This is a genomic window from Kluyvera chengduensis (assembly GCF_044197065.1).
In the GTDB taxonomy this organism is placed as follows: domain Bacteria; phylum Pseudomonadota; class Gammaproteobacteria; order Enterobacterales; family Enterobacteriaceae; genus Kluyvera; species Kluyvera ascorbata_C.
This window is the reverse complement of record NZ_JBIQOI010000001.1, coordinates 217,616-240,538: the sequence shown is the minus strand read 5'-3', so window position 1 is coordinate 240,538 and position 22,923 is coordinate 217,616. Positions and strand designations below refer to the sequence as shown.

Here is a 22,923-nt window from a genome sequence, read left to right as displayed (position 1 = left end):
CGTAGGGATTTCCTTCCCCGGCGTAAATAAAAAATGGCGCTGAAAAAATATTCAACGCCATCGTTTTTTGGTGGCTTTTGGCGTTGTTTAGCGCCCCTCATCCTAACCCTCTCCCCTGAGGGGAGAGGGGACCGTTGGGAGACGTCGATAAGTCCAGCACCGACTTTCTCCCTCGCCCCTCTGGGGAGAGGGCCGGGGTGAGGGGGAAAAACAAACGCCTTAGTTCGGCGTATATCCCATCACTACGCCACTCAGCCCCGACAGCTGCTTCAACTCACCAAGTGAGCCTTTCAGCTTATCTTTCGAGGCATCCGGGCCAACCAGAATACGGGTGATTTTACCCTGAACAGGCGTCGAAGGCGACGTGTAGGCGTGATAACCCGCACCGCGCAGACTCGCGACAATTTCATTCACCTTATCTGCATTCTTCAATGCACCGAGCTGTACCACATACGCTTTACCAACCGGCGCCGGTTTCTCTTCCGGCGCGGCTTTCGGCGGTGGCGTAGTCGCCGCGACCTGCTCGGCCACTGGCTGCGGTTTTGGCTTCGGTTTTTCTACCGGCTTAGGCTTCGGCAGCTCAGCCGCAGGCGGGATCTGCTCGAGCTCGCCGTTGCCGCTGACTGACAGCCGGCTGGAATCCAGCGATGGCGCGGCGGCATCGCCTGCCCTCACCTCTTCAGCCGCGCCTTCCGGCGGTTGAGCAGGCAGCGCCTGCGTCGCCGTTGGCAGCATATCTGGTTCATCGCGATCGCCAGGCTTAGGCACCAGCGGGATGGCAGCAAACTCATCCTGATAATGCTTTTTTTGCCCGTCAAGCAGCCCTGGCAGTACAATGACCCCCAGCGCGACTAATACAATCGTCCCGACGAGACGGTTTTGAAACTTACTTGCCACCAGCACTCCCCGCGTCCAACACTTCCATCACATGCGCTACCGTGTGGAATGAACCACACACCAGCACCGTATCTTCAGGCGCTGCATCAGCCATGGCGGCATGCCACGCCTGCGCCACATTGCTATAAATAGCACCTGCGCGCAGATGCTCGCACAGCTGCTCCGCCGTTGCACCGCGCGGCCCTTCAAGCGGCGCGCAGTACCAGCTATCCACAACGTCTTCCAGGCACGCCAGCGTACCGGCGATGTCCTTATCATGCAGCATACCAATAACCGCCAGCACTCGCCCGGTTTTCGGCAACGATTTGAGACGCCCGGCAAGGTAGGCTGCGGCGTGTGGGTTATGCGCGACGTCGAGAATGACGCGCGGCTCAAGCTGGATGGTCTGGAAACGGCCTGGCAGAATCGCGCTGGCGATGCCTTCGCGGATAACCACCTCGCTCACCTTCAGCCCGCTGGCGCGCAGCGCGGCAAGCGCCGTAGCAGCGTTTGGCTGCGGCACATTTGGCAGCGGCAGGTTGCGCAGTTCGCCGTGCGCATCGCTGAAGGTCCAGCTATCGCCTTCAACGCTATAGCGCCAGTCAACGTCACGCTGCAACAGTTGTGCGCCTTTTTCGCGCGCCACATCCGCAATGGTGTGCGGCATATCCGGCTCGCCGACGACCGCAGGACGATGAGCGCGAAACACGCCCGCTTTCTCGCGGCCAATGCTTTCACGGTCCGGCCCCAGCCAGTCGGTGTGGTCCAACGCGATGCTGGTGACGACGGAGACGTCGGCATCGACAATGTTAGTGGCGTCCAGGCGCCCGCCTAAGCCCACTTCCAGAATCACCACATCCAGCGCGGCCTGCTTAAACAGCCACAGCGCCGAAAGCGTTCCGTACTCAAAGTAGGTCAACGATGTTTCACCACGCGCCGCTTCTATCGCCGCAAACGAGGCGGTGTGTGCGCTTTCTGGCAGCTCAGCGCCCTGCACGCGCACGCGTTCGGTGTAGCGAACCAGATGCGGGGAGCTGTAAACCCCCACCTTGTAGCCTGCCGCCATCAGGATAGTTTCCAGCGTACGGCAGGTGGTGCCCTTGCCGTTCGTACCCGCAACGGTAAAGACAAACGGCGCAGGCTTCAGCACGCCCAGATTCCCGCCCACCTGGCTTACGCGCGCCAGGCCGAGATCGATGGTCTTGGAGTGAAGGTTTTCCAGATAAGAAAGCCACGTAGCCAGGGGCGACGTGGCCTGAGGAATAAGATGTTTGTCCATGGTGTCGCAACGTCCAACAGCGGTGAGTAAAAGCAAAAAGGGCAGAGCCACCCGGCCCTGCCCTTTGGATTATCAGGCCTCTGGTTCCTGATCCGGTACCGGTGGTACCACCACGCTTTCGCGCGGCGCGTCCGGGTTCGGTGCCGGGAGATTCATCAGCTTCGCCAGAATGCTAGCAAGCTTCAGACGCATTTCCGGACGGCGAACGATCATGTCGATAGCGCCCTTCTCGATGAGGAACTCACTGCGCTGGAAGCCCGGCGGCAGTTTCTCACGAACGGTCTGTTCAATAACGCGTGGACCGGCAAAGCCGATCAGCGCTTTTGGCTCAGCGATGTTCAGGTCGCCCAGCATCGCGAAGCTCGCGGAGACACCACCCATGGTTGGGTCGGTCAGCACGGAGATGTACGGTAAACCGCGCTCCTGCATTTTCGCCAGCGCCGCAGAGGTTTTCGCCATCTGCATCAGAGACATCAGCGCTTCCTGCATACGCGCACCGCCGGAAGCGGAGAAGCAGATCAGCGGACAGTTGTCTTCCAGCGCCTGTTCAACGGCACGGACAAAACGCGCACCGACAACAGAACCCATTGAGCCGCCCATAAAGGAGAACTCAAAGGCCGCACCGACAACCGGCATACCGTGCAGAGTGCCTTTCATGACGATCAGCGCGTCTTTTTCACCTGTCTCTTTCTGAGCAGATGCCAGACGGTCTTTGTACTTTTTAGAGTCACGGAACTTCAGCACGTCTTTCGGCTCAAGTTCACTACCCAGTTCTACCAGGGACCCTTCATCTAACAGGCTATGCAGGCGATTACGCGCTGACATACGCATGTGATGATCGCACTTCGGGCAAACCTCGAGGTTACGCTCCAGCTCAGCGCGATACAGAACCTGACCACAGCTATCGCATTTGGTCCACACCCCTTCCGGGATGCTCGCCTTACGGGTAGGTGTGATATTGCTTTTAATTCGTTCAATCCAGCTCATTGATAACCTTTCTGCCTGAACCTGGTCGATGCCAGTTTTGCCATAAGGGGGCGCGCATAATGCCACTTTTGCCCCTCATAGACCATGAATGTTGCACATTAAAACATAACAGCCCGAAACTTGGCATAAAAAAGTGGTCGAACCGCGAAACATGTCGTAACAGGGCACGGCTGAATCGTGCCCTACGTGCAGGGTTTATTTTGCCTCTTTTGCCGCCTTACGGCGGTGACGAATCACTTCAATCACGCCCGGCAATATCGACAGCACGATGATAGCGACAATCAGCAGCTTCAGGTTTTCCTGAACCACCGGCAGATCGCCAAACAGGTAGCCCGCGTAGGTGAACAACAGCACCCACAGTAGCCCGCCGGTTACGTTGTAGAGAGCAAAATGACGATAGGACATATGGCCCATTCCCGCCACAAATGGCGCAAATGTTCTGACGATAGGCACAAATCGCGCCAGAATAATGGTTTTTCCGCCATGCTTATCGTAGAACGCATGGGTTTTATCGAGGTAGCTACGACGGAAGATTTTCGAGTTCGGGTTGCTAAAGAGCTTCTCACCAAACAGCCGACCAATGGTGTAGTTCACCGCATCGCCGACAATCGCCGCAATGACCATCAGTACCACCATCAGGTGGACGTTGAGATCGTTGGTTGGCAGTGCGGATAGCGCACCGGCAACAAACAGCAGCGAGTCGCCAGGCAGGAACGGCGTCACCACCAGCCCCGTTTCGCAGAACAAGATCAGGAACAGAATGGCGTAAACCCAGATGCCGTACTGCGCAACCAGCTCCGCCAGGTGCACGTCAATGTGCAAAATAAAATCAATTAAAAAACGGATGAGATCCATATTGTCTTAGCCCCAAATGACTTCGTTAGTCCGCCAGGAAAAGCGGGCCCATCGGCGCGTTGGGCAGTTTAAAGTGCGCGGGGTAATCTACCGCCACCAGATACAGCCCTTCCGCTTTTGCCGTTGCGGCGGCAAGCGTCCTGTCTTTTGCCGCCAGCAGTTCTGCCATCCAGCTCTCCGGCTGGTTTCCTGCGCCAACTTCCATCAGGCTGCCAACAATATTCCTTACCATGTGGTGCACAAAGGCGTTCGCTTTGATGTCCACCACAATATAGTTGCCATAGCGCGTCACGTTAATATGCATAACGTTGCGCCATGGCGTACGCGACTGACACTGCACCGCGCGAAACGAGGTGAAATCATTCTCACCCAGCAGACTTTGCGCGGCGCGGTGCATCCGCTCCGCGTCCAGCGGCTGGTGATAATGCGTCACCCCCTGCCCCAACACCGCCGGACGCAGCCGGTGGTTGTAGATGACGTAGCGGTAGCGACGCGCCGTTGCGCTAAAGCGGGCGTGGAAATCGTCGGGAACAGCTTTCACCCAACGCACCGCGATGTCACCAGGTAAATTCGCATTTACGCCCAGCGTCCAGGCGGCGTCTTTACGCAACGCGCGGGTTTCAAAGTGCACCACCTGACCCGTGCCGTGAACGCCGGCGTCGGTACGTCCGGCGCAGTACACGTTGATAGGCTCGTTTGCCACCTGCGAGAGCGCTTTTTCGAGCTTCTCCTGCACGCTGCGCACTTCGTTTTGCCGCTGCCAGCCGTAGTATTTGCTGCCGTCGTACTCAATGCCCAGCGCAATTCGATAGACCGGCAGCAGCTCTTTGTCAGACATTAGTACAGATACTCCTGCACCAGTTTCTCAGCGGTTTTGACCGCCATCAGCGCGCCGCCAAAGCGAACGTTATCGGCAACGGACCAGAACTGAACCTGTTCCGGCATGCCGTAATCGTTACGAACGCAGCCAATGGAAAGGTGCGCGCTACCAGTGGCATCGCCAACCTGAGTCGGGAACTCCCCCTCTTCAGACAGCACGATATCTTCGCCACGGGAGAAGGCATCACGCGCTTCTTCTGCGGACAGCGGACGCATGGCTTCAAAGCTCACCATCTGCGCGTGGCCGTAGAACACCGGCGACTGCACGCAGCTTGCGGAGATCATCAGGCCTTCGTCCTGCAGAATTTTGCGTACCTGGTCGACGATACGACGCTCTTCACGCACGGAGCCTTCACGGTCCGGCAGCAGCGGCAGCATGTTGAACGCCAGCTGGCGACCAAAGAAGTCATCTTCATCAATCGGAATACCGTTCAGTAGCTTGGCGCTCTGCCCTGCCAGCGCGTCGACGGCTTTTTTGCCGTGCGCGGAGGCGGAGATGAGGCTGGCCACGTTGATACGCGACAGGCCACCGTCATCAATCAGCGGCTTCAGCGCAGCCAGCAGCTGGCTGGTCTGGCTATCGGCGACGGCAATCAGGTTGCGGTTGCGATAATCCGCCATCACGAACGGGTTCACGTCTGGTACCACCAGCGGCACGTCCGGCTCCAGCGCGAACAGACCGCTGAGGTCGATAACCAGGCAGCCCGCGTTGGTGGCTTCTTCGGCATAGCTTGCCGACGCTTCCTGACCCGCGGCAAAGAATGCCAGTTGAGCCTGCGTCCAGTCGAACTCTGCGGCGTCCTGCACACTGACTGATTTACCATTAAAACGCAGGTGTTCGCCCGCGCTGTCGGTGCGCGCCAGCGCATAGATATCACCCACCGGGAACTGACGTTCAGCAAGGGTTTCAAGCAGGGCTTCGCCTACGGCGCCGGTTGCGCCCAGGATGGCAATATTCCAGCCTTCAGACATGGTGATTTACTCCAGAAAAAATGGCGACCCTGCCGGAGTATCCGGCAGAGGCATTAAGAAGACATTAACAATGTACGGCGTTAAACCCGAGTTTTTGCAGCAGCGCGGCGGCATCGGCATCATCACACTCAACGGTTAATGATGACCACTCACGACGCTCGAGATAATTTTTGCGCAGCTTGTCAAATTCGCCCGGGATCCCCGCCACTTTTCGCAGCGGTGCGTCATCGCGGCGCACATCATACACCAAATGGACCAGTCTTTTCAGCGTAGGCTGATCGAGCGGGCCATGCAGGTTGATGCGGCCAAACTCAGGCGCCGGCAGCAGCGTAGAGAGCGCCACTTCCTGCGGTTGACCGATAAACTGACTGTAGGCTTCAAACACCTGAGTGGTGCCGCGCGCTTTGCCTTCCAGGGTGTATCCCGCGATATGCGAGGTGCCCAGATCGACTTTATCGAGCAGCGCCAGGTTAAGATCCGGCTCGGGCTCCCATACATCCAGCACGACGCTAAGGTTCTGTCCCTCTTCCAGACATTTCAGCAGCGCAGCGTTATCTACCACCGGACCACGGCAGGCGTTGATTAAAATCGTCCCCGGCTTCAGGCGGCGAATCCGCGCCTCATCGGCAAGGTGCAGCGACTTATACTGACCTTCTTTATACAGCGGCGTGTGAAAGGTGATAACGTCAGCTTCAGCGACCAGTTCGTCGAGCGAGCGGAAATCGCCCTCGTCGCCGTTATCCGCACGCGGCGGATCGCACAGCAATGTTTTAATGCCCAACGCTTCAAGGCGCTTTTGCAGACGGCCACCCACGTTGCCCACGCCGACGATACCGACGGTGCGGTCAGCCAGCGCAAAACCGTCGCGCTCGGCCAGCATCAGCAGCGCCGAGAAAACATATTCCACCACGGCAATCGCGTTACAGCCTGGCGCAGCCGAGAATCCAATTCCCGCCTGCGTCAGCCACGACTGGTCGACGTGGTCAGTGCCCGCCGTCGCCGTACCGACAAATTTAATTGCCTTGTCACCGAGCAGCGCTTCATTCACCTTCGTTACCGAACGCACCATCAGCGCATCAGCATCGGTTAACGCATCGGTCGGGATTGGCCGGCCAGGAACCGCCCTCACTTCGCCCAGGCGGCTAAAAAGCTCACGGGCGTAGGGCATATTTTCATCAACAAGGATTTTCACGGTTCAGTACCTGTCTGAGAGCGAGAGTAAACCGGGGAAGTGTGCCATAATCTTGCCGCCAGGAATACTCGCGCCTGGTATCAGTACCGCTTTGCAGAAAGGAATAATCATGACGCAACCCATCTCAGGTATGCCTGCGCGCCCTCCGGGGGCCGACCCTACACCGCTTTCCAATGCTGGAGAGCAGCCGCTGAGTCTCCAGCAACGCACCGTGCTGGAACGTTTGATCACGCGCCTTATCACTATGACCTCACAACAAAATGCTGAGGTATGGGCTGGCGTGAAGCACGATCTGGGTGTGAAAAGCGATACGCCGCTGCTATCGCGTCACTTTCCGGCAGCCGAACAGAATTTAAATCAGCGCATCGGTACTGCTGAGCAGAACTTCAGTATGAGACAAACGCTGTCTCAGTTGACCGAGCTGCTCAGCCAGGGAAATAACCGTCAGGCCGTCAGTGATTTTATCCGCCAGCAGTACGGGCAAACCGCGTTGAACCAGCTCACGCTGCCGCAGCTTAAAAATGTGCTGCAGCTCCTCCAGCGCGGCCAGCTTTCTATTCCTCAACCACAGCAGCGCCCGGCGACAGACCGTCCGCTGCTACCGGCAGAGTACACCACGCTCAATCAGCTGGTTGGCAAGCTTTCTGCGGCCACCGGTGAGCCGAGTAAGCAAATCTGGCAGTCGCTGATTGAGCTCGCCAGCGTGAAGCCCGATGCGCTCTATTCAGATAAAGCGCAGGCATCATCCACCGAGGCCAGTAAGCCGCTGTGGCAGTCGCTTCAGGAGTTTTCTCCGGTCAAAACCAGCGAGCTTATTCCCGCTAAATATTTCACTTCGCTGGTGACCTTGCTGCAAGCGCGGTTGACGCTGAGCACGCACCCTGCGCCTACGCTTAACGTTCTTCAGGCAGCGCTTAAGCAACCGCTAGGCGATCAGGAGTTTCAGATTCTGCGTGATTACGGGCAGCAGAACTGGAATATTACGCCGCAGACGGCGCTCACCCCCGTTCAGGTTCAGGAGCTGCTTAATCTGCTGTTCCTTAAGCGTATTGAGCGTGAGCGCGTGGCGCATGCCGAGGCGCAGGTCTTGGAGGCGCGTAATATCCAGCCGATTTACGCGCCGTTTGCGCCGATGATTACGTCAATTAAGTCGCTGTCGGCACGCCCTGGGTTGGCTTTTGTGGTGCTGATTGTGGTGGCGGTGCTGCTTTGGGTGCTGCTGTAAGCTCGGCCATCAGGCATTAGCGCATCCTCTAATGGGTGCGCTAGATTCCCTCCGGCTTCCGGTCGGGCGCAAAGTGAACGGAACCACTGACCTCACTAACGGATATCAGGCTTTATCCCAGGCGCCCTGACGCGCAATAACGATTACTTACGGAATGACCAGAGGGTGACCACAATTCCCAGCACCGCGGAAATAGCCCCGCCGAGGAAGACGGACGGATAACCGAACGAGGTTGCCAGCATCCCCGCCAGCGGCCCGGATACGCCCAGTGCAATATCCTGGAACGCGGCGTAGCCGCCCAGCGCCGTACCGCGAACCAGCTGCGGCACGCGTTTCACCACTTCCACACCCAGCGCCGGGAAAATCAGCGAGCAACCGGCCCCGGTCAGCGCTGCGCCGGAAAGCGCCACCCACGCGCTCGGAGCCTGCCATAACAGCAGCAGACCCACCGTTTCAACTAACAGGGAAACCACGGCAACCTTCACGCCACCGAAGCGATCCGGCATCCAGCCAAACAGAATACGCACCAGCACGAAGGTGCCGCCGAATGCCGTCAACGTAAAGCCAGCCATCGACCAGCCCTTGCTCATAAAGTAGAGCGATACGAAAGTACCAATCACCGCAAAGCCTACACCCTGTAACGCCAGGCCCATGCCCGGTTTCCAGATAAGGCCAATCACGCTGAACAGCGACGGGCGCTCACCGGCCATGGCGGCAACTTTACGCACTGAACCGTTAAAGGCCCAGGCCAGCAGCGGCAGCGCCATCGTAACCCCGGCCAGCACGGCAAAACCGTAGCGTGCGTTGATAAACAGGCCCAGCGGCGCCCCGGCAGCCAGCGCGCCAAATATCGCCATGCCGTTCCAGGACATCACCTTGCCGGACTGCTTCGGCCCCACCAGCCCCATGCCCCAGGTCAGGGTGCCGGTTAATAGCTGGCTTTCACCAAAGCCCAGAATCAAGCGTCCGACGATAAGGAGGCCAAATTTGACCATCGCATCTACCGGCAGCAGCGCCGCACCAAGCCAGGCGGCCCCGGCAAACGCGCAGGCAGCCATGCCCTGCAATGCCGACCGCTTACCACCATACTGGTCCGCCAATCGCCCGGCATAGCCGCGCGTCAGCACGGTCGCAAAGAACTGAATGCCCACAGCGATGCCCACCATGGTGTTGCCGTAGCCCAGTTCCTGGTGCACAAATAGCGGAATGACCGGCAGCGGAATGCCGACGGTTAAATAGGTCAGAAACACCGCAAAAGCGATGCGAAATAACGACCCGTTCGAAGACGATGTTGATTCAGTTTGAGTTACTGCTGTCATGCTTTACTCCAGAAAACGAGTAAGGCGAGGTGCTGTAGCCACGCCCCCTCTACCTGCGAATCAGGATTAAGGTGCGTTGGTTGACGTTGAACGCTTACGCATTATCGTGATGATAATGTTGAGCCAGGAGTTTGCCTGTTATTTCAGGCGATTGTCAACGCATAAAAAAAGGAGCCCACGGGCTCCTTTTTCTCACCAACTGTAAAAATTACAGCTTACGCATAACCAGCGTGGCGTTGGTGCCGCCGAAACCGAAGCTGTTGGACATGACGGTAGTCAGTTCGCGGTCGGTTGGTTCAGTCACGATGTTCAGGCCAGCAGCCTGCTCGTCCATCTCGTCGATGTTGATGCTTGGGGCGATAAAGCCGTGTTCCAGCATCAGCAGAGAGTAGATAGCTTCCTGTACGCCAGCGGCGCCCAGAGAGTGACCGGTCATCGCTTTGGTTGCAGAAATTGCTGGGCTGTTGTCGCCAAACACTTCCTGAATGGCGCCCAGTTCTTTCACGTCGCCTACCGGAGTAGAAGTACCGTGGGAGTTCAGGTAGTCGATTGGGGTATCAACGCCGTGCATCGCCATCTTCATGCAGCGCACTGCGCCTTCACCGGATGGAGCAACCATGTCTGCACCATCGGACGTTGCGCCGTAACCAACGATTTCTGCATAGATATGCGCGCCGCGAGCCAGAGCGTGTTCCAGTTCTTCAACCACAACCATACCGCCGCCGCCAGCGATGATGAAACCATCACGGTGTGCGTCATAGGTACGGGAAGCTTTCTCTGGCGTTTCGTTGTATTTGGTGGACAGTGCGCCCATCGCATCGAACTCACAGGCCATTTCCCAGCCCAGCTCTTCGCCGCCGCCAGCAAAAACGATGTCCTGTTTGCCCAGCTGAATCTGCTCTACCGCATTACCGATACAGTGTGCGGAAGTGGCACACGCGGAGCTGATGGAGTAGTTCACGCCGTGAATTTTGAACGGCGTAGCGAGGCACGCGGAAACCGCAGAACCCATCGCTTTGGTCACAACGTATGGACCCACCGCTTTCAGGCCACGCGGGCTACGCATTGCGTCAGCACCGAATACCTGAGCTTTAGAAGAACCACCGGAGCCGGCAATCAGGCCTACGCGCGGGTTGTTCTGATAATCTTCTGCTTTCAGGCCAGAGTCTTCAACCGCCTGCTGCATGGAGAGATAAGCGTAGATAGAGGCATCGTTCATGAAACGGACCACTTTGCGGTCGATAAGACCGGTGGTGTCCAGTTTGACGTTACCCCATACGTGGCTACGCATACCAGAATCTTTGAACTCTTGAGAGAAAGTGATCCCCGAGCGTCCTTCACGCAGAGATGCCAGGACTTCCTGCTGGTTGCTACCGATGCTGGAAACGATACCCAGGCCAGTAATCACTGCACGTTTCATTCAATACCTCTGTAAGTCATCACTATTTTAAAGTTTCGAGTCGCAAGATAGCGTACACTTGTACGCCGAACAAGTCCGATCAGCAATTTTATGCAGAAATTTGCGCCATTGGGCCCGCATCGTTAAGATCCTCAGACTCCTTGCCGCACGAGTAACTTACGTGAAACATAACGCCATACAATCTGCCAACCTCGAATTTAACAGTGAGGGTACACCTGTTTCCCGAGATTTCGATGATGTCTACTTCTCTAATGACAACGGTCTGGAAGAGACTCGCTACGTCTTTCTCGGCGGGAACCAGTTGGATGAACGCTTCCCCCACCACCCGCGCCCGCTCTTTGTGGTGGCAGAAAGCGGTTTCGGTACCGGCCTCAATTTTCTGACGCTCTGGCAGGCGTTCGACGCATTTCGCCGCCAGCATCCTGACGCTACGCTACAAAGATTACATTTCGTCAGTTTTGAAAAATTTCCGCTGAAGGCCGACGACCTGCGTCTGGCACATCAGCATTGGCCTGAGCTGGCACCGTGGGCTGAGCAGCTTCAGGCGCAGTGGCCGCTGCCGCTGGCGGGTTGCCATCGCCTGCTGCTCGACGAAGGCCGCGTCACGCTGGATTTGTGGTTTGGCGATATCAATGAACTCACCGACAAACTCGACGACAGTTTTAATCAGCAGGTCGATGCCTGGTTCCTTGATGGCTTTGCTCCTTCCAAAAACCCGGATATGTGGACCCCTACGCTGTTTGCCGCGATGGCGCGAACCGCCAGACCGGGCGGCACGCTTGCTACCTTCACCTCGGCAGGATTTGTCCGCCGCGGCTTGCAGGAAGCCGGGTTCACCATGCGTAAGACCAAGGGCTTTGGCCGCAAGCGAGAAATGTTGACCGGCGAAATGACCAGCACCCTGCCTGAGGTAAATCGCACACCGTGGTTTGCTCGCACCGCGAGTGAAAAACGCGAGGTTGCGATCGTCGGCGGCGGCATCGCCAGCGCTCTGCTTTCGCTTGCCCTGTTGCGCCGTGGCTGGGCGGTGACGCTCTATTGTGCCGATGAAGCCCCTGCTCAGGGTGCATCCGGCAATCGCCAGGGCGCGCTGTATCCCCTGTTAAGCGCCCATGATGCCGCGCTGGCACAGTTCTTCCCGGCAGCGTTTCTCTACGCCCGGCGATTCTACGACGCTCTGCCCGTGACGTTTGAGAAGCAGTGGTGCGGCGTGACCCAGCTTGGCTTTGATGAAAAAAGCGCGGATAAAATCGCCAACATGCTCGCAATGGATCTACCTGCCGAGGTTGCTCATGCAGCCACGGCAGAAGAAGTTCACTCCAGCGTGGGGCTGCCAACCAACTGCGGGGGAATTCAATACCCGCTCGGCGGCTGGCTGTGCCCAGCGCAGTTGACTAGCGGAGCGTTTGAACTGGCTCGCCAGCAGGGTCTTCAGATGCACTGGGGAAAAACGTTAACTGCCCTCACCCATGAAGCCGATGGCTGGCAGCTTAGCTTTACCGATGGGCAAACGGCCTCGTCACCTGCCGTGGTGCTGGCAACCGGGCATAATATCAATCAGCTAGCCCAGACGGAGGCGCTGCCGGTGTATGCCGTCGGCGGCCAGGTCAGCCATATCCCCACCAGCGAGCGTCTGGCAAATCTTCGCCAGGTGCTGTGCTATGACGGATATTTAACGCCGCAAAATCCTAATAACCAGCAGCACTGTATCGGGGCAAGCTACCATCGCGGGCAGCGCGACATGGTGTTTAACGAGGAAGACCAGCGGCATAACCGTCAGCGCCTGATTGACTGTTTCCCGCAGCAAGACTGGGCGCAGGAAGTGGACGTTAGCGCCAATGAAGCCCGCTGCGGCGTACGCTGCGCCACGCGCGATCACCTGCCGATGGTCGGCAACGTTCCGGATTATGCCGCCACGCTTACCGAGTACGCGAAGCTTAATGAGGCTCCGCAAACGGCGGCTTCTGCACCGTACTATCCGGAATTGTTTATGCTGGGCGGGCTGGGCTCGCGCGGGCTGTGTACGGCACCGTTAACGGCGGAAGTGCTTGCGGCACAAATGAGCGATGAACCGCTGCCGCTGGACGCGCAAACGCTGGCGGCGCTCAATCCAAATCGGCTATGGGTAAGAAAACTGCTGAAGGGAAAGGCGGTAAAATAAGCGCGGAGATTGCCCGGCAGCGATATCGGGTAAAGAAACGGTAGGCCGGATAAGGCGTTTACGCCGCCATCCGGCAATCTGCTCGGGCTGCCGGATGGCGCTACGCTTATCCGGCCTACCACATCCAGCATCAGGAGAATGCCCGGCAGCGATACCGGGCAATAGCACTTAGTGGGAGGCCTGCTGATAGAGGTTATCCCACATCTCTTTCACCAGCGCCTGGTCGCGTGGGGAGAGTTCACCGGCACTAATAGCCGTTTCCAGGCTCTGCGTCACGTTGCGATACAGCGCATCGGCGTTATGGACTTCACCTTCATCCAGGTCCGCCACGGCGAGCGTTAAGTGGCCGCGCAGATAACCGCTGGCAAACAGCTCATCATCACTGGCGTGCTCCACCATGTCATCAATTAACGCCAGAATGCGTGCTTCAAACTCCGCGATCATCTTCTTTCCTCTTTCGGTAACATGGCTTTAGAGATCTTCCGGCCATGGAAATTGTTCCGCCGTTAAGTCCGGCGTATGGTAATAATTCTGTAGTGCCTTGATAAATTTCGCCGGGCGCGGCGGAATACCTTCTGCAAGATAGGCCATCACCTGCGCGTGGACGCGTCGCTGAAACACAATGCGGTCCGGCTCAAAGTCACCTTCCAGGTTGTCGCAGCTGACGTTAAACGGAAATCCCGCTGCCACGCAGAACAACCAGTCAAACGCCTGTGGCTTCACTTCGACGTCTTCAAACTGCCCCTGAGTTTTGGCATCGCGCCCGTCGGGGCAGTACCAGTAGCCAAAATCCACCTGCTCACGCCGCGCTTTTCCGGCAATACACCAGTGCGAAATTTCGTGCAGCGCGCTGGCGAAAAAGCCGTGCGCAAAGACGATGCGGTTATAGGGCACCTCGGCATCAGCCGGAAGATAAATAGGTTCGTCGTCGCCTTTAATCAGACGAGTATTAAACTCATCGGCAAAGCAGCCATCGAAAATCGTTACCAGTTGCTGGTAATCATGTGTGTTCGTCATTAATTCATCCCTAACCAATGCAAAATTTGCTGTCCATGGCTGTCATACAGCAGCTTCGCGCTCATCACCGCGGAAACCACCACGATCATCGGACGGATCAGCGTCTGCCCTTTACTTAGCACTAAGCGCGAGCCCATGCGAGCGCCGAAAAACTGCCCAATCATCATGACGAATCCGGTTGCCCAGATAACTTTGCCGCCGATGATAAACAGCAGCAGCCCGCCGACGTTGGAAGTGGCGTTCAGCACTTTGGCATGTGCGGTCGATTTAGCGAGGTTAAAGCCCATCAGCGTCACAAACGCCAGCGCGTAGAACGAGCCCGCACCGGGGCCGAAAAAGCCATCATAGAAACCGACGCAGCCACCGGCGACCAGCGCAAACGGCAGACCGTAAAGGCGCTGCTGGCGGTCAGCTTCGCCGAGTTTCGGCATCAGCAGGAAATAGAGACCAATACCAATTATCAACAGCGGCAGGATTTGGCGGAGGATCTCTGACTGCACATGCTGCACTAATAGCGCCCCAGTCATAGAGCCGATGAAGGTCATCAGAATATTGAGCTTTTGATCCGCAAGATTCACCACTTTGCGACGAACAAAGTAGAGAGAGGCGGAAAGCGACCCGCCGCAGGCCTGCAGCTTGTTGGTCGCCAGCGCCTGAGCCGGTGGCATACCCGCGGCCATCAGCGCCGGAACGGTGAGCAAACCGCCGCCGCCCGCGAGTGAATCAATAAACCCTGCCAGAATCGCAATAAAGAAAAGCGCCACCAGCATGAGTGGCTCAACCATAAAGAGTGTGGAGAAACTATCCATTAGAGTGCGTGTTCATCCAGTAGCGCCTGGCAGGAAGGCGGCAACGGAGGAGGCGTCTTCTTCACAGGTTTAGTGGTGCCAGGTTTTGGCGGTTCAAACCAGCTTTGCAGTTCGGCGCCGCAGCCGTCTCCGGCGGGAGGCGGTGCCTGCTCCTCACATTCGAGGCTGTTCGCCGGGCACTTCAGGCGGACGTGCATATGCGCACGGTGCTGGAACCACGGGCGAACTTTATGCAGCCAGTCGCGGTCATTACCCGCGTCGAGGCAAAGCTGCTGTTTAATGGCAGGGTTAACGAAAATGCGCGTCACTTCGCTATCTTCAGCCGCCAACTTAATCAGTTGGCCAATTTCCGGCTTCCAGAGCGTAGGAACGACCCGTTTGCCGTCTGCGCTGACTAAGTCCAGCGCCTGGGGTTTCAGCAATTGAGCCGAGCTCCAGCGCGCTTTCGGTAGCTGCAGGAAAATATCAACATCCAGACCACTCTGGTGGCTGGCGTGCCCACCGTTAAAGCGCCCGCCAGCAGGCATCCCCATATCACCAATCAGCATCGTGCCCATACCATGCTGCTGCACCTGGCTACCCAAACGCTGGATAAACTGCACCAGTTCCGGGTGACCAAAGTAGCGACGCTGGTCGGTACGCATCACCTGATAGGTTTCAGACTGCAACGGGAGCGCCTGCGCGCCCACGATACAGCCGTTAGCAAATGCGCCAATAGACTGGGCGCTGCCGCTGATGGGTTGCGTGATTTTCTGCCACGGCGTTGCCGCCAACGCCGTACTGCTGGCCACCAGAGCCAGCAGCGCTATAACGGTTTTTTTCATGTTTACCAGCGTGGAATAGACGTCGTCACATCGGCGTTTTGCGCGCGTTGGCGCATAAAGTGATCCATCAGCACAATCGCCAGCATCGCTTCGGCAATCGGCACCGCGCGGATGCCCACGCAAGGGTCGTGACGACCTTTGGTGATCATCTCCACTTCTTCACCAAAACGGTTCAGCGTTTTGCCCGGTACGGTAATGCTGGAGGTCGGTTTCAGCGCAATATTCGCCACAATCTGCTGACCGCTGCTGATACCACCGAGAATGCCGCCCGCGTGGTTGCTCTGGAAACCGTCTTTGGTGATTTCGTCGCGGTTTTCGCTGCCGCGCAGCTTCACCACCTCAAAGCCATCGCCAATTTCCACGCCTTTCACCGCGTTGATGCTCATCAGCGCGTGGGCGATGTCGGCATCCAGACGGTCGAACACCGGTTCACCGAAACCAGCCGGTACGCCATCAGCAACCACGGTCACCTTCGCACCAATGGAGTCGCCCTCTTTTTTGAGGCCGCGCATCAGTTCATCCAGCGCGTCGATCTTGTCCGGATCCGGGCAGAAGAATGGATTCTGCTCGACCTGATCCCAATCTTTAATCGCCAGCGGAATGTCACCCATCTGGGTCAGGCAACCGCGAATAACGATACCAAACTTCGCCGCGAGGAATTTCTTGGCAATCGCCCCAGCCGCTACGCGCATCGCTGTTTCACGGGCAGAAGAACGACCGCCGCCGCGATAGTCGCGCAGGCCGTATTTCTGTTCGTAGGTATAGTCTGCGTGTCCTGGACGGAAGACGTCTTTAATGGCGCCGTAATCCTGGGAACGCTGATCGGTATTTTCAATCAGCAGACCGATGCTCGTACCGGTGGTCACCCCTTCGAACACGCCGGAGAGGATTTTCACCTGGTCCGGTTCGCGACGCTGAGTGGTGTAACGCGACGTGCCCGGGCGACGACGGTCAAGGTCATGCTGCAGGTCAGCTTCGGTCAACGGGATGCCCGGAGGCACGCCGTCAACGATGCAGCCCAGCGCAATACCGTGCGACTCGCCAAAGGTCGTTACGCGAAAGAGTTGTCCAATTGTATTTCCTGCCATCACGACTCCGTTATCGTTGTTCTGTTGTTGCGTGCTGGATTAGTCAGTCTTTGTACTGTGCGAAGTGATTCTGCGCGGCAATCAGCTGCGCTTTGGTCAGCATAAAGACGCCGTCACCGCCGTTATCAAACTCAAGCCAGGTGAACGGAACATCCGGGTATTGGTCCATCAGATGTACCATGCTGTTACCCACTTCACAAATCAGAATACCGTCGTCGGTGAGGTAATCCGGCGCGCAACCGAGAATACGACGAGTCAGGTGCAGGCCGTCTGCGCCGGAAGCCAGACCCAGCTCCGGTTCGTGGCGATATTCTGACGGCAGATCAGACATATCTTCTTCATCGACGTACGGCGGGTTGGTGACGATCAGATCGTATTGCAGCTGCGGCGCGTCACGGAACAGATCGGAACGGATCGGCGTGACGTTGTGGATCATGCCGTGCTCTTCAATGTTGAACTCGGTGACGGCCAATGCGTCTGGGGAGACGTCAATCGCGTCCACTTCCGCTTCCGGGAAAGCATAGGCGCAGGCAATCGCGATACAGCCGCTGCCGGTGCACATATCCAGAATATGCTCAGGGCGGTGGTTAATCAGACCCGCAAAGCGGTTGTTAATCAGCTCACCAATCGGCGAACGCGGCACCAGTACGCGGTCGTCAACGTAGAATTCGTGACCGCAGAACCAGGCTTTGTTGGTCAGATAGGCCACCGGGATACGCTCGTTCACGCGACGGATCACGCGTTCAACGATCAGCTGTTTTTCCGTGGTGGTCAGGCGCGCGCTGCGCATATCTTCTGGAATATCCAGCGGCAGGTAGAGCGTAGGCAGCACCAGTTGCACCGCTTCATCCCATGGGTTATCGGTGCCGTGACCGTACCAGATCTCGGCCGCGCTAAAGCGGCTTACCGCCCAGCGGAGCATGTCCTGAATGGTATGCAGCTCATTGACTGCTTCATCAACAAAAATCTTATCCACATTGTCCTCCAGGGGCATGCGTCGGGGTAAATTCGGCGGCTAGTTTGCCATGAAGACGGCGATAAATCAGCATTCTTGCGTAGGCCGCGGGGAAAAAAGCGTTTTCGCTGCAGGGAGCGGCGTGAAAAGGTAAACTAGGGGAAAAGATGAATTGAGAAGAATCAATGAAAAACAAAAACGCTTTGAGCGAGGAGGATCAGGCACTCTTCCAGCAGCTCATGACGGGCACGCGGAAAATTAAGCAGGACACTATCGTTCATCGTCCAGTACGAAAAAAAATCAGCGAAGTGCCGCCAAAGCGTCTGCTCCAGGAGCAGGCCGACAATAGCCACTATTTTTCCGATGAGTTCCAGCCGTTGCTCAACACTAACGGTCCGGTCAAATACGTGCGCGAAGATGTCAGCCATTTTGAGCTTAAAAAACTGCGCCGCGGTGATTATTCACCTGAACTGTTTCTCGACCTGCATGGGTTAACGCAGATGCAGGCCAAACAGGAGCTGGGCGCGCTGATTGCCGCCTGTCGTCGTGAGCATGTGTTCTGCGCCTGCGTGATGCACGGGCACGGCAAACATATTCTGAAACAGCAAACGCCGCTGTGGCTGGCTCAGCATCCGCACGTAATGGCGTTTCATCAGGCGTCGAAAGAATACGGCGGAGATGCCGCGCTGCTGGTGTTGATTGAAGTTGAAGAGTGGTTACCGCCGGAACTTCCCTGAGCGACGTAGGCCGGATAAGCGAAGCGCCCTCCGGCACTGTACACCAGGCTGCCGGATGGCGCTTCGCTTATCCGGCCTACTGGGTCTGGACGTCACAATCGTTAAATCGCTTTCGCCATTTTCAGATTACATGGGCTCATTTGCCAGTTCAGGACACCTTGTCCGTTCGCGTCCAGAGTGACGCTGGCAATAGCTGAGGTGGTAAACATTGGCGGAACTTCGCCCGGGCAAAGTTCTGCGACCAGGTAGCCAACCAGCGGCAGGTGAGAAATCACCAGCACCGATGAGACACCTTCATTCGCTAACGCCTGAAGATAGGCACTCACCAGCCCGATATCACCACACGGAGTGAGCTCAGGCAGAACTTCCACCTCTTTTGGCAGGTTTACACACTCCCCTACCACTTCCAGCGTCTGTTCCGCACGCAGGTATGGACTCACCAGAACACGATCGATATCCACTTTTTGGTCTTTAAACCAGGTTGCCATCTGACGAGATTCATCGCAACCGCAACCGGTAAGAGGACGAACCGAGTCACTGGCTGCATCGAGGGCAGCGTCGCCGTGACGCATAATAAAAACTTGCATATTGCACCGCTTTTGTTGACCAGAAGCACCAGCGTCACCATGACGGTGACGCGGTAGCCGGGCATTGTGCCTTATCCATTCACTGAATGAAACGCTGATTTTTACCTTACTGGCGTAAGTATAGTCAACATCCGTTTACAAAATAACCAAAAACCGCGCATTTCATCTGGGATCACACTCTTTGACCTCAGTTCGGTGAAACTGTTTCATCACCTGGCCAAAAGGTATCGCCGCGCTCTGCCCGAAGTAAAAGTGCCTCACTTGGGGTGAATCGCGAGCCATACTGGGTAGCCAATCGTTGCAACCGGGCAACTACCTCACCCGCGCCCAGTGAATCCATATAGCGGAGCGGGCCACCGAGGAACGGTGGAAAACCAATGCCAAAGACTGCGCCGATATCGCCGTCGCGTGCGCTGCGGATGATACCTTCATCCATACAGCGTGCCGCTTCATTGAGCATCAGCATCACGCACCGTTCCGCAACCTGTTCTGCGGAGCATTGGTTATGCCGAGCCGCCATTCCCGGTAGGGAATAGACCGCGCTATCAACTTGTTTCTTGCTTTTACGCCCTTTCTTCCCATAAAGATAGAAACCGCGACCATTTTTTCTGCCTTTGCGATCGTCATTCAAAATCGCCTGAATCAGGCTTGCAGGCGCACTGAAACGTTCGCCGTAAGCGGTTTCAAGAATAGGCAGGATTTTTGTCCCGGTGTCTATTCCCACCTCATCGAGCAACTGAATGGGCCCGACAGGAAAACCAAATTTAACCAGTGCATTATCAATATGTTCAACGCTCTCCCCTTCCACCAGCATGCGCATGGCTTCAGCGATATAGGGCGCGAGGATGCGGTTTACATAGAATCCCGCCTTATCTGCCACCACAATCGGCGTTTTTCCCTGTTTCTTGGCAAGCTTCACCGTGGTGGCAATGGTCTGCTCCGAGGTGCCTGCATGAGGGATCACTTCCACCAGCGGCATTTTTTCCACCGGGCTGAAGAAATGGAGCCCGATGACCTGCTCAGGCCGTTGTGCAAAGGCGGCAATATCGCCAATCGGTAAAGATGAGGTGTTCGAGGCAAAAATGGTGTGAGGTGCGCAATATTGTTCAACCTCGCCAACCATCTTCTGCTTAAGGGATAAATCTTCAAATACCGCTTCAATCACCAGGTCACGATGAGCGAAACCGCGATAATCGGTGCTACCGGAAATCAGCGCCAACTGGGCGTCACGCTCCGCCGCTTTCATATGGCGGCGACGCACTTTTTGTTCAAGCTGATCCCAGCTGTATTTCAGCGCATGGTTAATACCATTGGCATTAATATCTTTAATACGAACCGGCAGTTTGCCTTTTATCGCCGTAACATAGGCAATGCCCCCGCCCATGAGCCCGCCGCCCAGCACGCCCACAGAACGTAATGGACCCGGTGCCACGGTAGCGCCGGGATCTTTTTTGATATCGGTGCTGGCAAAGAAGATATTACGCAGCGCTTTTGACTGCGGCGTCATGGCCAGCTCGCCGAAGGCGCGTGCTTCAGCCTCATAACCGCTGCTAAGCCCGTGCGCCAGGCCGGTTTCAATAACCTTTAAAATTTTATCCGTCGCCGGGTAGTTACCTTGCGTCTTTTGCGCGGTCTTTTTGGCGGCCATACTAAACAGTAAATTGCGCCCCAGCGGCCCCGCCAGAATACGCTCACGAACCGGCAGGCGGCGAGGGTCATGGTGCGACTTGCGCGCTAACTCCGCAGCAGCCTCAAGCAAGATTGAGTGCGGCACCACTTCATCCACCAGCCCCGCTTTCAGCGCCTGACGGGCGCGAAGCTGCTTGCCGGTGAGGATCATATCCAGCGCCGTACTCACGCCAATCAAACGCGGTAAACGCTGAGTGCCACCCGACCCCGGTAACAGGCCGAGCTGTACTTCCGGTAGCCCCAGCACCGTCCGCCCATCATCAGAACTGATACGCGCATGACAGGCCAGCGCCAGCTCCAGCCCTCCGCCCAGACAGGCGCCATGAATCGCCGCCACCACGGGGATAGAAAGGCTCTGAATTTCAGCCATGACCTGCTGGCCCTGACGCGCGAGGGACTCCGCTTCCTGGGCACTCTGACAGCGACCAATCATGTTGATATCAGCCCCGGCAATAAAGTTATCCGGTTTTGCGGAAATCAGTACTACGCCCAGTAGCGCTTTGTTTTCTCTGATTTGCTTAAGGATAGCGCGTACCTGACCGCCAAACTCGGCCTTCAGGGTATTCATCTTTTCATCGGGCACGTCAATGGTCACCACCGCCACGTTGTCCGGGCGCACGGTGAGTGTAAATGCGGATTTCATCTCCATTATTCTGCCTCCAGAACCATTGCCGCACCGAGTCCACCTGCCGCACAGGCGGTCACCAGCCCGAAGCCACCACCGCGACGACGCAGTTCATTTAGCGTTTGGGTGATCATGCGTGCGCCCGTCGCCGCAAATGGGTGACCGTAAGCGATTGACCCACCCAGGACGTTGAATTTGCTTTCATCAACCTCGCCCGTGGCGTGGCTGCGCCCGAGGACTTCACGCGCGAATTTTTCACTCGCTAGGCACTGAATGTTGGCCAGCGTCTGCGCGGCAAAAGCTTCATGCATGTCGATAAGCGTCAGATCGGCGAAGGTCAACCCTGCGCGATCCAGCGCCAGCGGCGTTGACCAGGCCGGGCCCAGCAGCATGTCCTGCCAGACGTCAATGGCAGTAAAAGCGTAGCTGCGCAGATAGCCCAACGGCACCAGCCCCAGCTCTTTAGCACGGGATTCCGTCATCAGGATAACCGCTGCCGCGCCGTCGGTTAACGGCGTACTGTTCGCCGCGGTTACCGTTCCGTGCTGACGGTCAAATGCGGGGCGCAGTTTGGCGTAGTCGGCAAGCGTAGAGTTTGCGCGAATATTATTGTCCTGCTCTAGCGGATTACGGTACGGCGGCGAGTAGGCCGTCATGACCTCATCGTTCAGTTTCCCTTCCGCCCAGGCCTGTGCCGCCAGTTGATGCGAACGGTTCGCCAGCGCATCCTGTTGCTCACGCGTGATGCCATAGGTTTTCGCCATCTGCTCCGCGGTGTCGCCCATCCGCAATCCGGTAGAATACTCCGCGACGGCCGGTGGTACCGGCATCAGGTCACGCAAACGTAGACGAGAGAAGAGTTTGAGTTTTTGACCGAGAGTGCGAGCTTTATTCGCATCCACCAGCGTGCGCGCCAGCTGTTTGCTAACGCCAATGGGCAGAACAGAAGAAGAATCGGCTCCGCCCGCAATGCCGGCGCGAATCGTCCCGGCCATCAGACTTTCGGCTACGTTCGCCACCGCCTGGAAGCTGGTTGCGCAGGCACGGCTGACGCTGTAGGCATCGGTATGCACGTTCATACCGGTACCCAACACGATTTCACGGGCGATATTTGGCGCAGCGGGCATCTGCACCACCTGGCCAAATACCAACTGGTCGATAACTTCAGGGGAGATTTCGCTTCGGGCCAGCATTTCGCCCACGACCATTTTACCGAGGTCGACGGCCGGCACGCCGTGAAACGCGGTCGCCTGTCGGGCAAACGGGGTACGTAATCCACTGACTATAGCAATGCGATCGCCCTGGCGGGTGATAAGCGGTAACGCCTGACTCATAACTCTCCCCTGTTAAAGAAATAAATCTAAGTGGTCTGACCTGATAACAGTTTTAACTAATTTATTACACTTAGCCAATCGGGGAGAGAAAAA

The 22,923-nt window shown here is 56.9% G+C and carries 21 protein-coding genes; 3 read left to right on the top strand and 18 right to left on the bottom strand.

The annotated features are described in order from the left end of the window. Positions 1-219: 219 nt before the first annotated feature. The 7 genes from dedD to pdxB form a co-directional block, all read right to left on the bottom strand. Positions 220-897: a cell division protein DedD gene (gene dedD / locus ACH1XZ_RS01125; protein ID WP_395593991.1), complete on the bottom strand. Its 678-nt coding sequence runs from the start codon at positions 895-897 to the stop codon at positions 220-222. Continuing rightward, positions 887-2,155, bottom strand: coding sequence for a bifunctional tetrahydrofolate synthase/dihydrofolate synthase (folC, locus tag ACH1XZ_RS01120; RefSeq protein WP_395593990.1), 1,269 nt, complete (start codon positions 2,153-2,155; stop codon positions 887-889). Before folC ends, dedD begins: the two co-directional genes overlap by 11 nt. Positions 2,156-2,227: 72 nt before the next feature. Then, on the bottom strand, positions 2,228-3,142 hold the full coding sequence (gene accD, locus ACH1XZ_RS01115) for an acetyl-CoA carboxylase, carboxyltransferase subunit beta (protein ID WP_035892521.1): 915 nt from the start codon (positions 3,140-3,142) through the stop codon (positions 2,228-2,230). A gap of 195 nt (positions 3,143-3,337) precedes the next feature. Next, on the bottom strand, positions 3,338-3,997 hold the full coding sequence (locus tag ACH1XZ_RS01110) for a DedA family protein (protein ID WP_395593989.1): 660 nt from the start codon (positions 3,995-3,997) through the stop codon (positions 3,338-3,340). A 25-nt stretch (positions 3,998-4,022) separates the two neighbouring features. Further along, entirely contained in the window at positions 4,023-4,835 is an 813-nt protein-coding gene (truA, locus tag ACH1XZ_RS01105; protein ID WP_395593988.1) for a tRNA pseudouridine(38-40) synthase TruA, read from the bottom strand. Then, the gene (locus ACH1XZ_RS01100) at positions 4,835-5,848 is read right to left on the bottom strand and encodes an aspartate-semialdehyde dehydrogenase (RefSeq protein ID WP_395593987.1); all 1,014 of its coding nucleotides are present in this window, start codon (positions 5,846-5,848) and stop codon (positions 4,835-4,837) included. Before ACH1XZ_RS01100 ends, truA begins: the two co-directional genes overlap by 1 nt. Positions 5,849-5,912: 64 nt before the next feature. Continuing rightward, complete coding sequence (pdxB, locus tag ACH1XZ_RS01095; protein ID WP_395593986.1) at positions 5,913-7,040, bottom strand: 4-phosphoerythronate dehydrogenase PdxB; 1,128 nt, start codon at positions 7,038-7,040, stop codon at positions 5,913-5,915. Between the two features lie 109 nt (positions 7,041-7,149). Between pdxB and ACH1XZ_RS01090 the strand changes: the two genes are divergently transcribed. Continuing rightward, positions 7,150-8,265, top strand: coding sequence for a flagella biosynthesis regulator (locus ACH1XZ_RS01090; RefSeq protein WP_395593985.1), 1,116 nt, complete (start codon positions 7,150-7,152; stop codon positions 8,263-8,265). Positions 8,266-8,408: 143 nt separating this feature from the next. Here the strand turns inward: ACH1XZ_RS01090 and ACH1XZ_RS01085 are convergent, their stop codons facing one another. Together ACH1XZ_RS01085 and fabB are read right to left on the bottom strand one after the other, a co-directional pair. Continuing rightward, positions 8,409-9,584, bottom strand: coding sequence for an MFS transporter (locus ACH1XZ_RS01085; protein WP_395593984.1), 1,176 nt, complete (start codon positions 9,582-9,584; stop codon positions 8,409-8,411). A 208-nt stretch (positions 9,585-9,792) separates the two neighbouring features. Next, entirely contained in the window at positions 9,793-11,004 is a 1,212-nt protein-coding gene (gene fabB / locus ACH1XZ_RS01080) for a beta-ketoacyl-ACP synthase I (RefSeq protein ID WP_185666770.1), read from the bottom strand. A gap of 160 nt (positions 11,005-11,164) precedes the next feature. Here fabB and mnmC point away from each other — a divergent pair, with 160 nt between their 5' ends. Then, a complete protein-coding gene (gene mnmC, locus ACH1XZ_RS01075; protein ID WP_395593983.1) occupies positions 11,165-13,165 on the top strand; it encodes a bifunctional tRNA (5-methylaminomethyl-2-thiouridine)(34)-methyltransferase MnmD/FAD-dependent 5-carboxymethylaminomethyl-2-thiouridine(34) oxidoreductase MnmC in 2,001 nt (666 codons plus the stop codon). A gap of 168 nt (positions 13,166-13,333) precedes the next feature. On the opposite strand, the gene ACH1XZ_RS01070 is transcribed toward mnmC, so the two are convergent. Genes ACH1XZ_RS01070 through prmB form a run of 6 tightly spaced genes read right to left on the bottom strand, consistent with a single transcriptional unit; the run spans position 13,334 to position 17,879 of the window. Further along, complete coding sequence (locus tag ACH1XZ_RS01070) at positions 13,334-13,609, bottom strand: YfcL family protein (RefSeq protein WP_035895079.1); 276 nt, start codon at positions 13,607-13,609, stop codon at positions 13,334-13,336. A 27-nt stretch (positions 13,610-13,636) separates the two neighbouring features. Continuing rightward, positions 13,637-14,182: an elongation factor P hydroxylase gene (locus tag ACH1XZ_RS01065; RefSeq protein ID WP_395593982.1), complete on the bottom strand. Its 546-nt coding sequence runs from the start codon at positions 14,180-14,182 to the stop codon at positions 13,637-13,639. Beyond that, entirely contained in the window at positions 14,182-14,991 is an 810-nt protein-coding gene (locus ACH1XZ_RS01060; protein ID WP_395593981.1) for a sulfite exporter TauE/SafE family protein, read from the bottom strand. Before ACH1XZ_RS01060 ends, ACH1XZ_RS01065 begins: the two co-directional genes overlap by 1 nt. Further along, positions 14,991-15,815, bottom strand: coding sequence for a penicillin-insensitive murein endopeptidase (mepA, locus tag ACH1XZ_RS01055; protein ID WP_395593980.1), 825 nt, complete (start codon positions 15,813-15,815; stop codon positions 14,991-14,993). The genes ACH1XZ_RS01060 and mepA overlap by 1 nt, the downstream gene beginning before the upstream one ends. Before the next feature lie 2 nt (positions 15,816-15,817). After that, complete coding sequence (gene aroC / locus ACH1XZ_RS01050; RefSeq protein ID WP_395593979.1) at positions 15,818-16,903, bottom strand: chorismate synthase; 1,086 nt, start codon at positions 16,901-16,903, stop codon at positions 15,818-15,820. A gap of 43 nt (positions 16,904-16,946) precedes the next feature. Then, positions 16,947-17,879, bottom strand: coding sequence for a 50S ribosomal protein L3 N(5)-glutamine methyltransferase (gene prmB / locus ACH1XZ_RS01045; RefSeq protein WP_395593978.1), 933 nt, complete (start codon positions 17,877-17,879; stop codon positions 16,947-16,949). A gap of 164 nt (positions 17,880-18,043) precedes the next feature. On the opposite strand from prmB, the gene smrB reads away from it, so the two are divergent. Further along, positions 18,044-18,595: an endonuclease SmrB gene (smrB, locus tag ACH1XZ_RS01040; RefSeq protein ID WP_123650194.1), complete on the top strand. Its 552-nt coding sequence runs from the start codon at positions 18,044-18,046 to the stop codon at positions 18,593-18,595. A gap of 101 nt (positions 18,596-18,696) precedes the next feature. Here the strand turns inward: smrB and sixA are convergent, their stop codons facing one another. The 3 genes from sixA to fadI form a co-directional block, all read right to left on the bottom strand. Then, the gene (gene sixA / locus ACH1XZ_RS01035) at positions 18,697-19,182 is read right to left on the bottom strand and encodes a phosphohistidine phosphatase SixA (RefSeq protein WP_395593977.1); all 486 of its coding nucleotides are present in this window, start codon (positions 19,180-19,182) and stop codon (positions 18,697-18,699) included. A gap of 187 nt (positions 19,183-19,369) precedes the next feature. Then, complete coding sequence (fadJ, locus tag ACH1XZ_RS01030; protein ID WP_395593976.1) at positions 19,370-21,520, bottom strand: fatty acid oxidation complex subunit alpha FadJ; 2,151 nt, start codon at positions 21,518-21,520, stop codon at positions 19,370-19,372. Then, positions 21,520-22,830: an acetyl-CoA C-acyltransferase FadI gene (gene fadI / locus ACH1XZ_RS01025; protein ID WP_395593975.1), complete on the bottom strand. Its 1,311-nt coding sequence runs from the start codon at positions 22,828-22,830 to the stop codon at positions 21,520-21,522. The genes fadJ and fadI overlap by 1 nt, the downstream gene beginning before the upstream one ends. Positions 22,831-22,923: the final 93 nt, after the last annotated feature.

Coding starts and splice junctions, on each gene's coding strand:
- ACH1XZ_RS01085 (WP_395593984.1), bottom strand. CDS start 9,584: ATGACAGCAGTAACTCAAACTGAATCAACATCGTCTTCGAACGGGTCG.
- fadI (WP_395593975.1), bottom strand. CDS start 22,830: ATGAGTCAGGCGTTACCGCTTATCACCCGCCAGGGCGATCGCATTGCT.
- sixA (WP_395593977.1), bottom strand. CDS start 19,182: ATGCAAGTTTTTATTATGCGTCACGGCGACGCTGCCCTCGATGCAGCC.
- accD (WP_035892521.1), bottom strand. CDS start 3,142: ATGAGCTGGATTGAACGAATTAAAAGCAATATCACACCTACCCGTAAG.
- mepA (WP_395593980.1), bottom strand. CDS start 15,815: ATGAAAAAAACCGTTATAGCGCTGCTGGCTCTGGTGGCCAGCAGTACG.
- ACH1XZ_RS01110 (WP_395593989.1), bottom strand. CDS start 3,997: ATGGATCTCATCCGTTTTTTAATTGATTTTATTTTGCACATTGACGTG.
- truA (WP_395593988.1), bottom strand. CDS start 4,835: ATGTCTGACAAAGAGCTGCTGCCGGTCTATCGAATTGCGCTGGGCATT.
- ACH1XZ_RS01060 (WP_395593981.1), bottom strand. CDS start 14,991: ATGGATAGTTTCTCCACACTCTTTATGGTTGAGCCACTCATGCTGGTG.
- ACH1XZ_RS01100 (WP_395593987.1), bottom strand. CDS start 5,848: ATGTCTGAAGGCTGGAATATTGCCATCCTGGGCGCAACCGGCGCCGTA.
- folC (WP_395593990.1), bottom strand. CDS start 2,155: ATGGACAAACATCTTATTCCTCAGGCCACGTCGCCCCTGGCTACGTGG.
- ACH1XZ_RS01090 (WP_395593985.1), top strand. CDS start 7,150: ATGACGCAACCCATCTCAGGTATGCCTGCGCGCCCTCCGGGGGCCGAC.
- fadJ (WP_395593976.1), bottom strand. CDS start 21,520: ATGGAGATGAAATCCGCATTTACACTCACCGTGCGCCCGGACAACGTG.
- aroC (WP_395593979.1), bottom strand. CDS start 16,903: ATGGCAGGAAATACAATTGGACAACTCTTTCGCGTAACGACCTTTGGC.
- ACH1XZ_RS01065 (WP_395593982.1), bottom strand. CDS start 14,182: ATGACGAACACACATGATTACCAGCAACTGGTAACGATTTTCGATGGC.
- ACH1XZ_RS01070 (WP_035895079.1), bottom strand. CDS start 13,609: ATGATCGCGGAGTTTGAAGCACGCATTCTGGCGTTAATTGATGACATG.
- smrB (WP_123650194.1), top strand. CDS start 18,044: ATGAAAAACAAAAACGCTTTGAGCGAGGAGGATCAGGCACTCTTCCAG.
- fabB (WP_185666770.1), bottom strand. CDS start 11,004: ATGAAACGTGCAGTGATTACTGGCCTGGGTATCGTTTCCAGCATCGGT.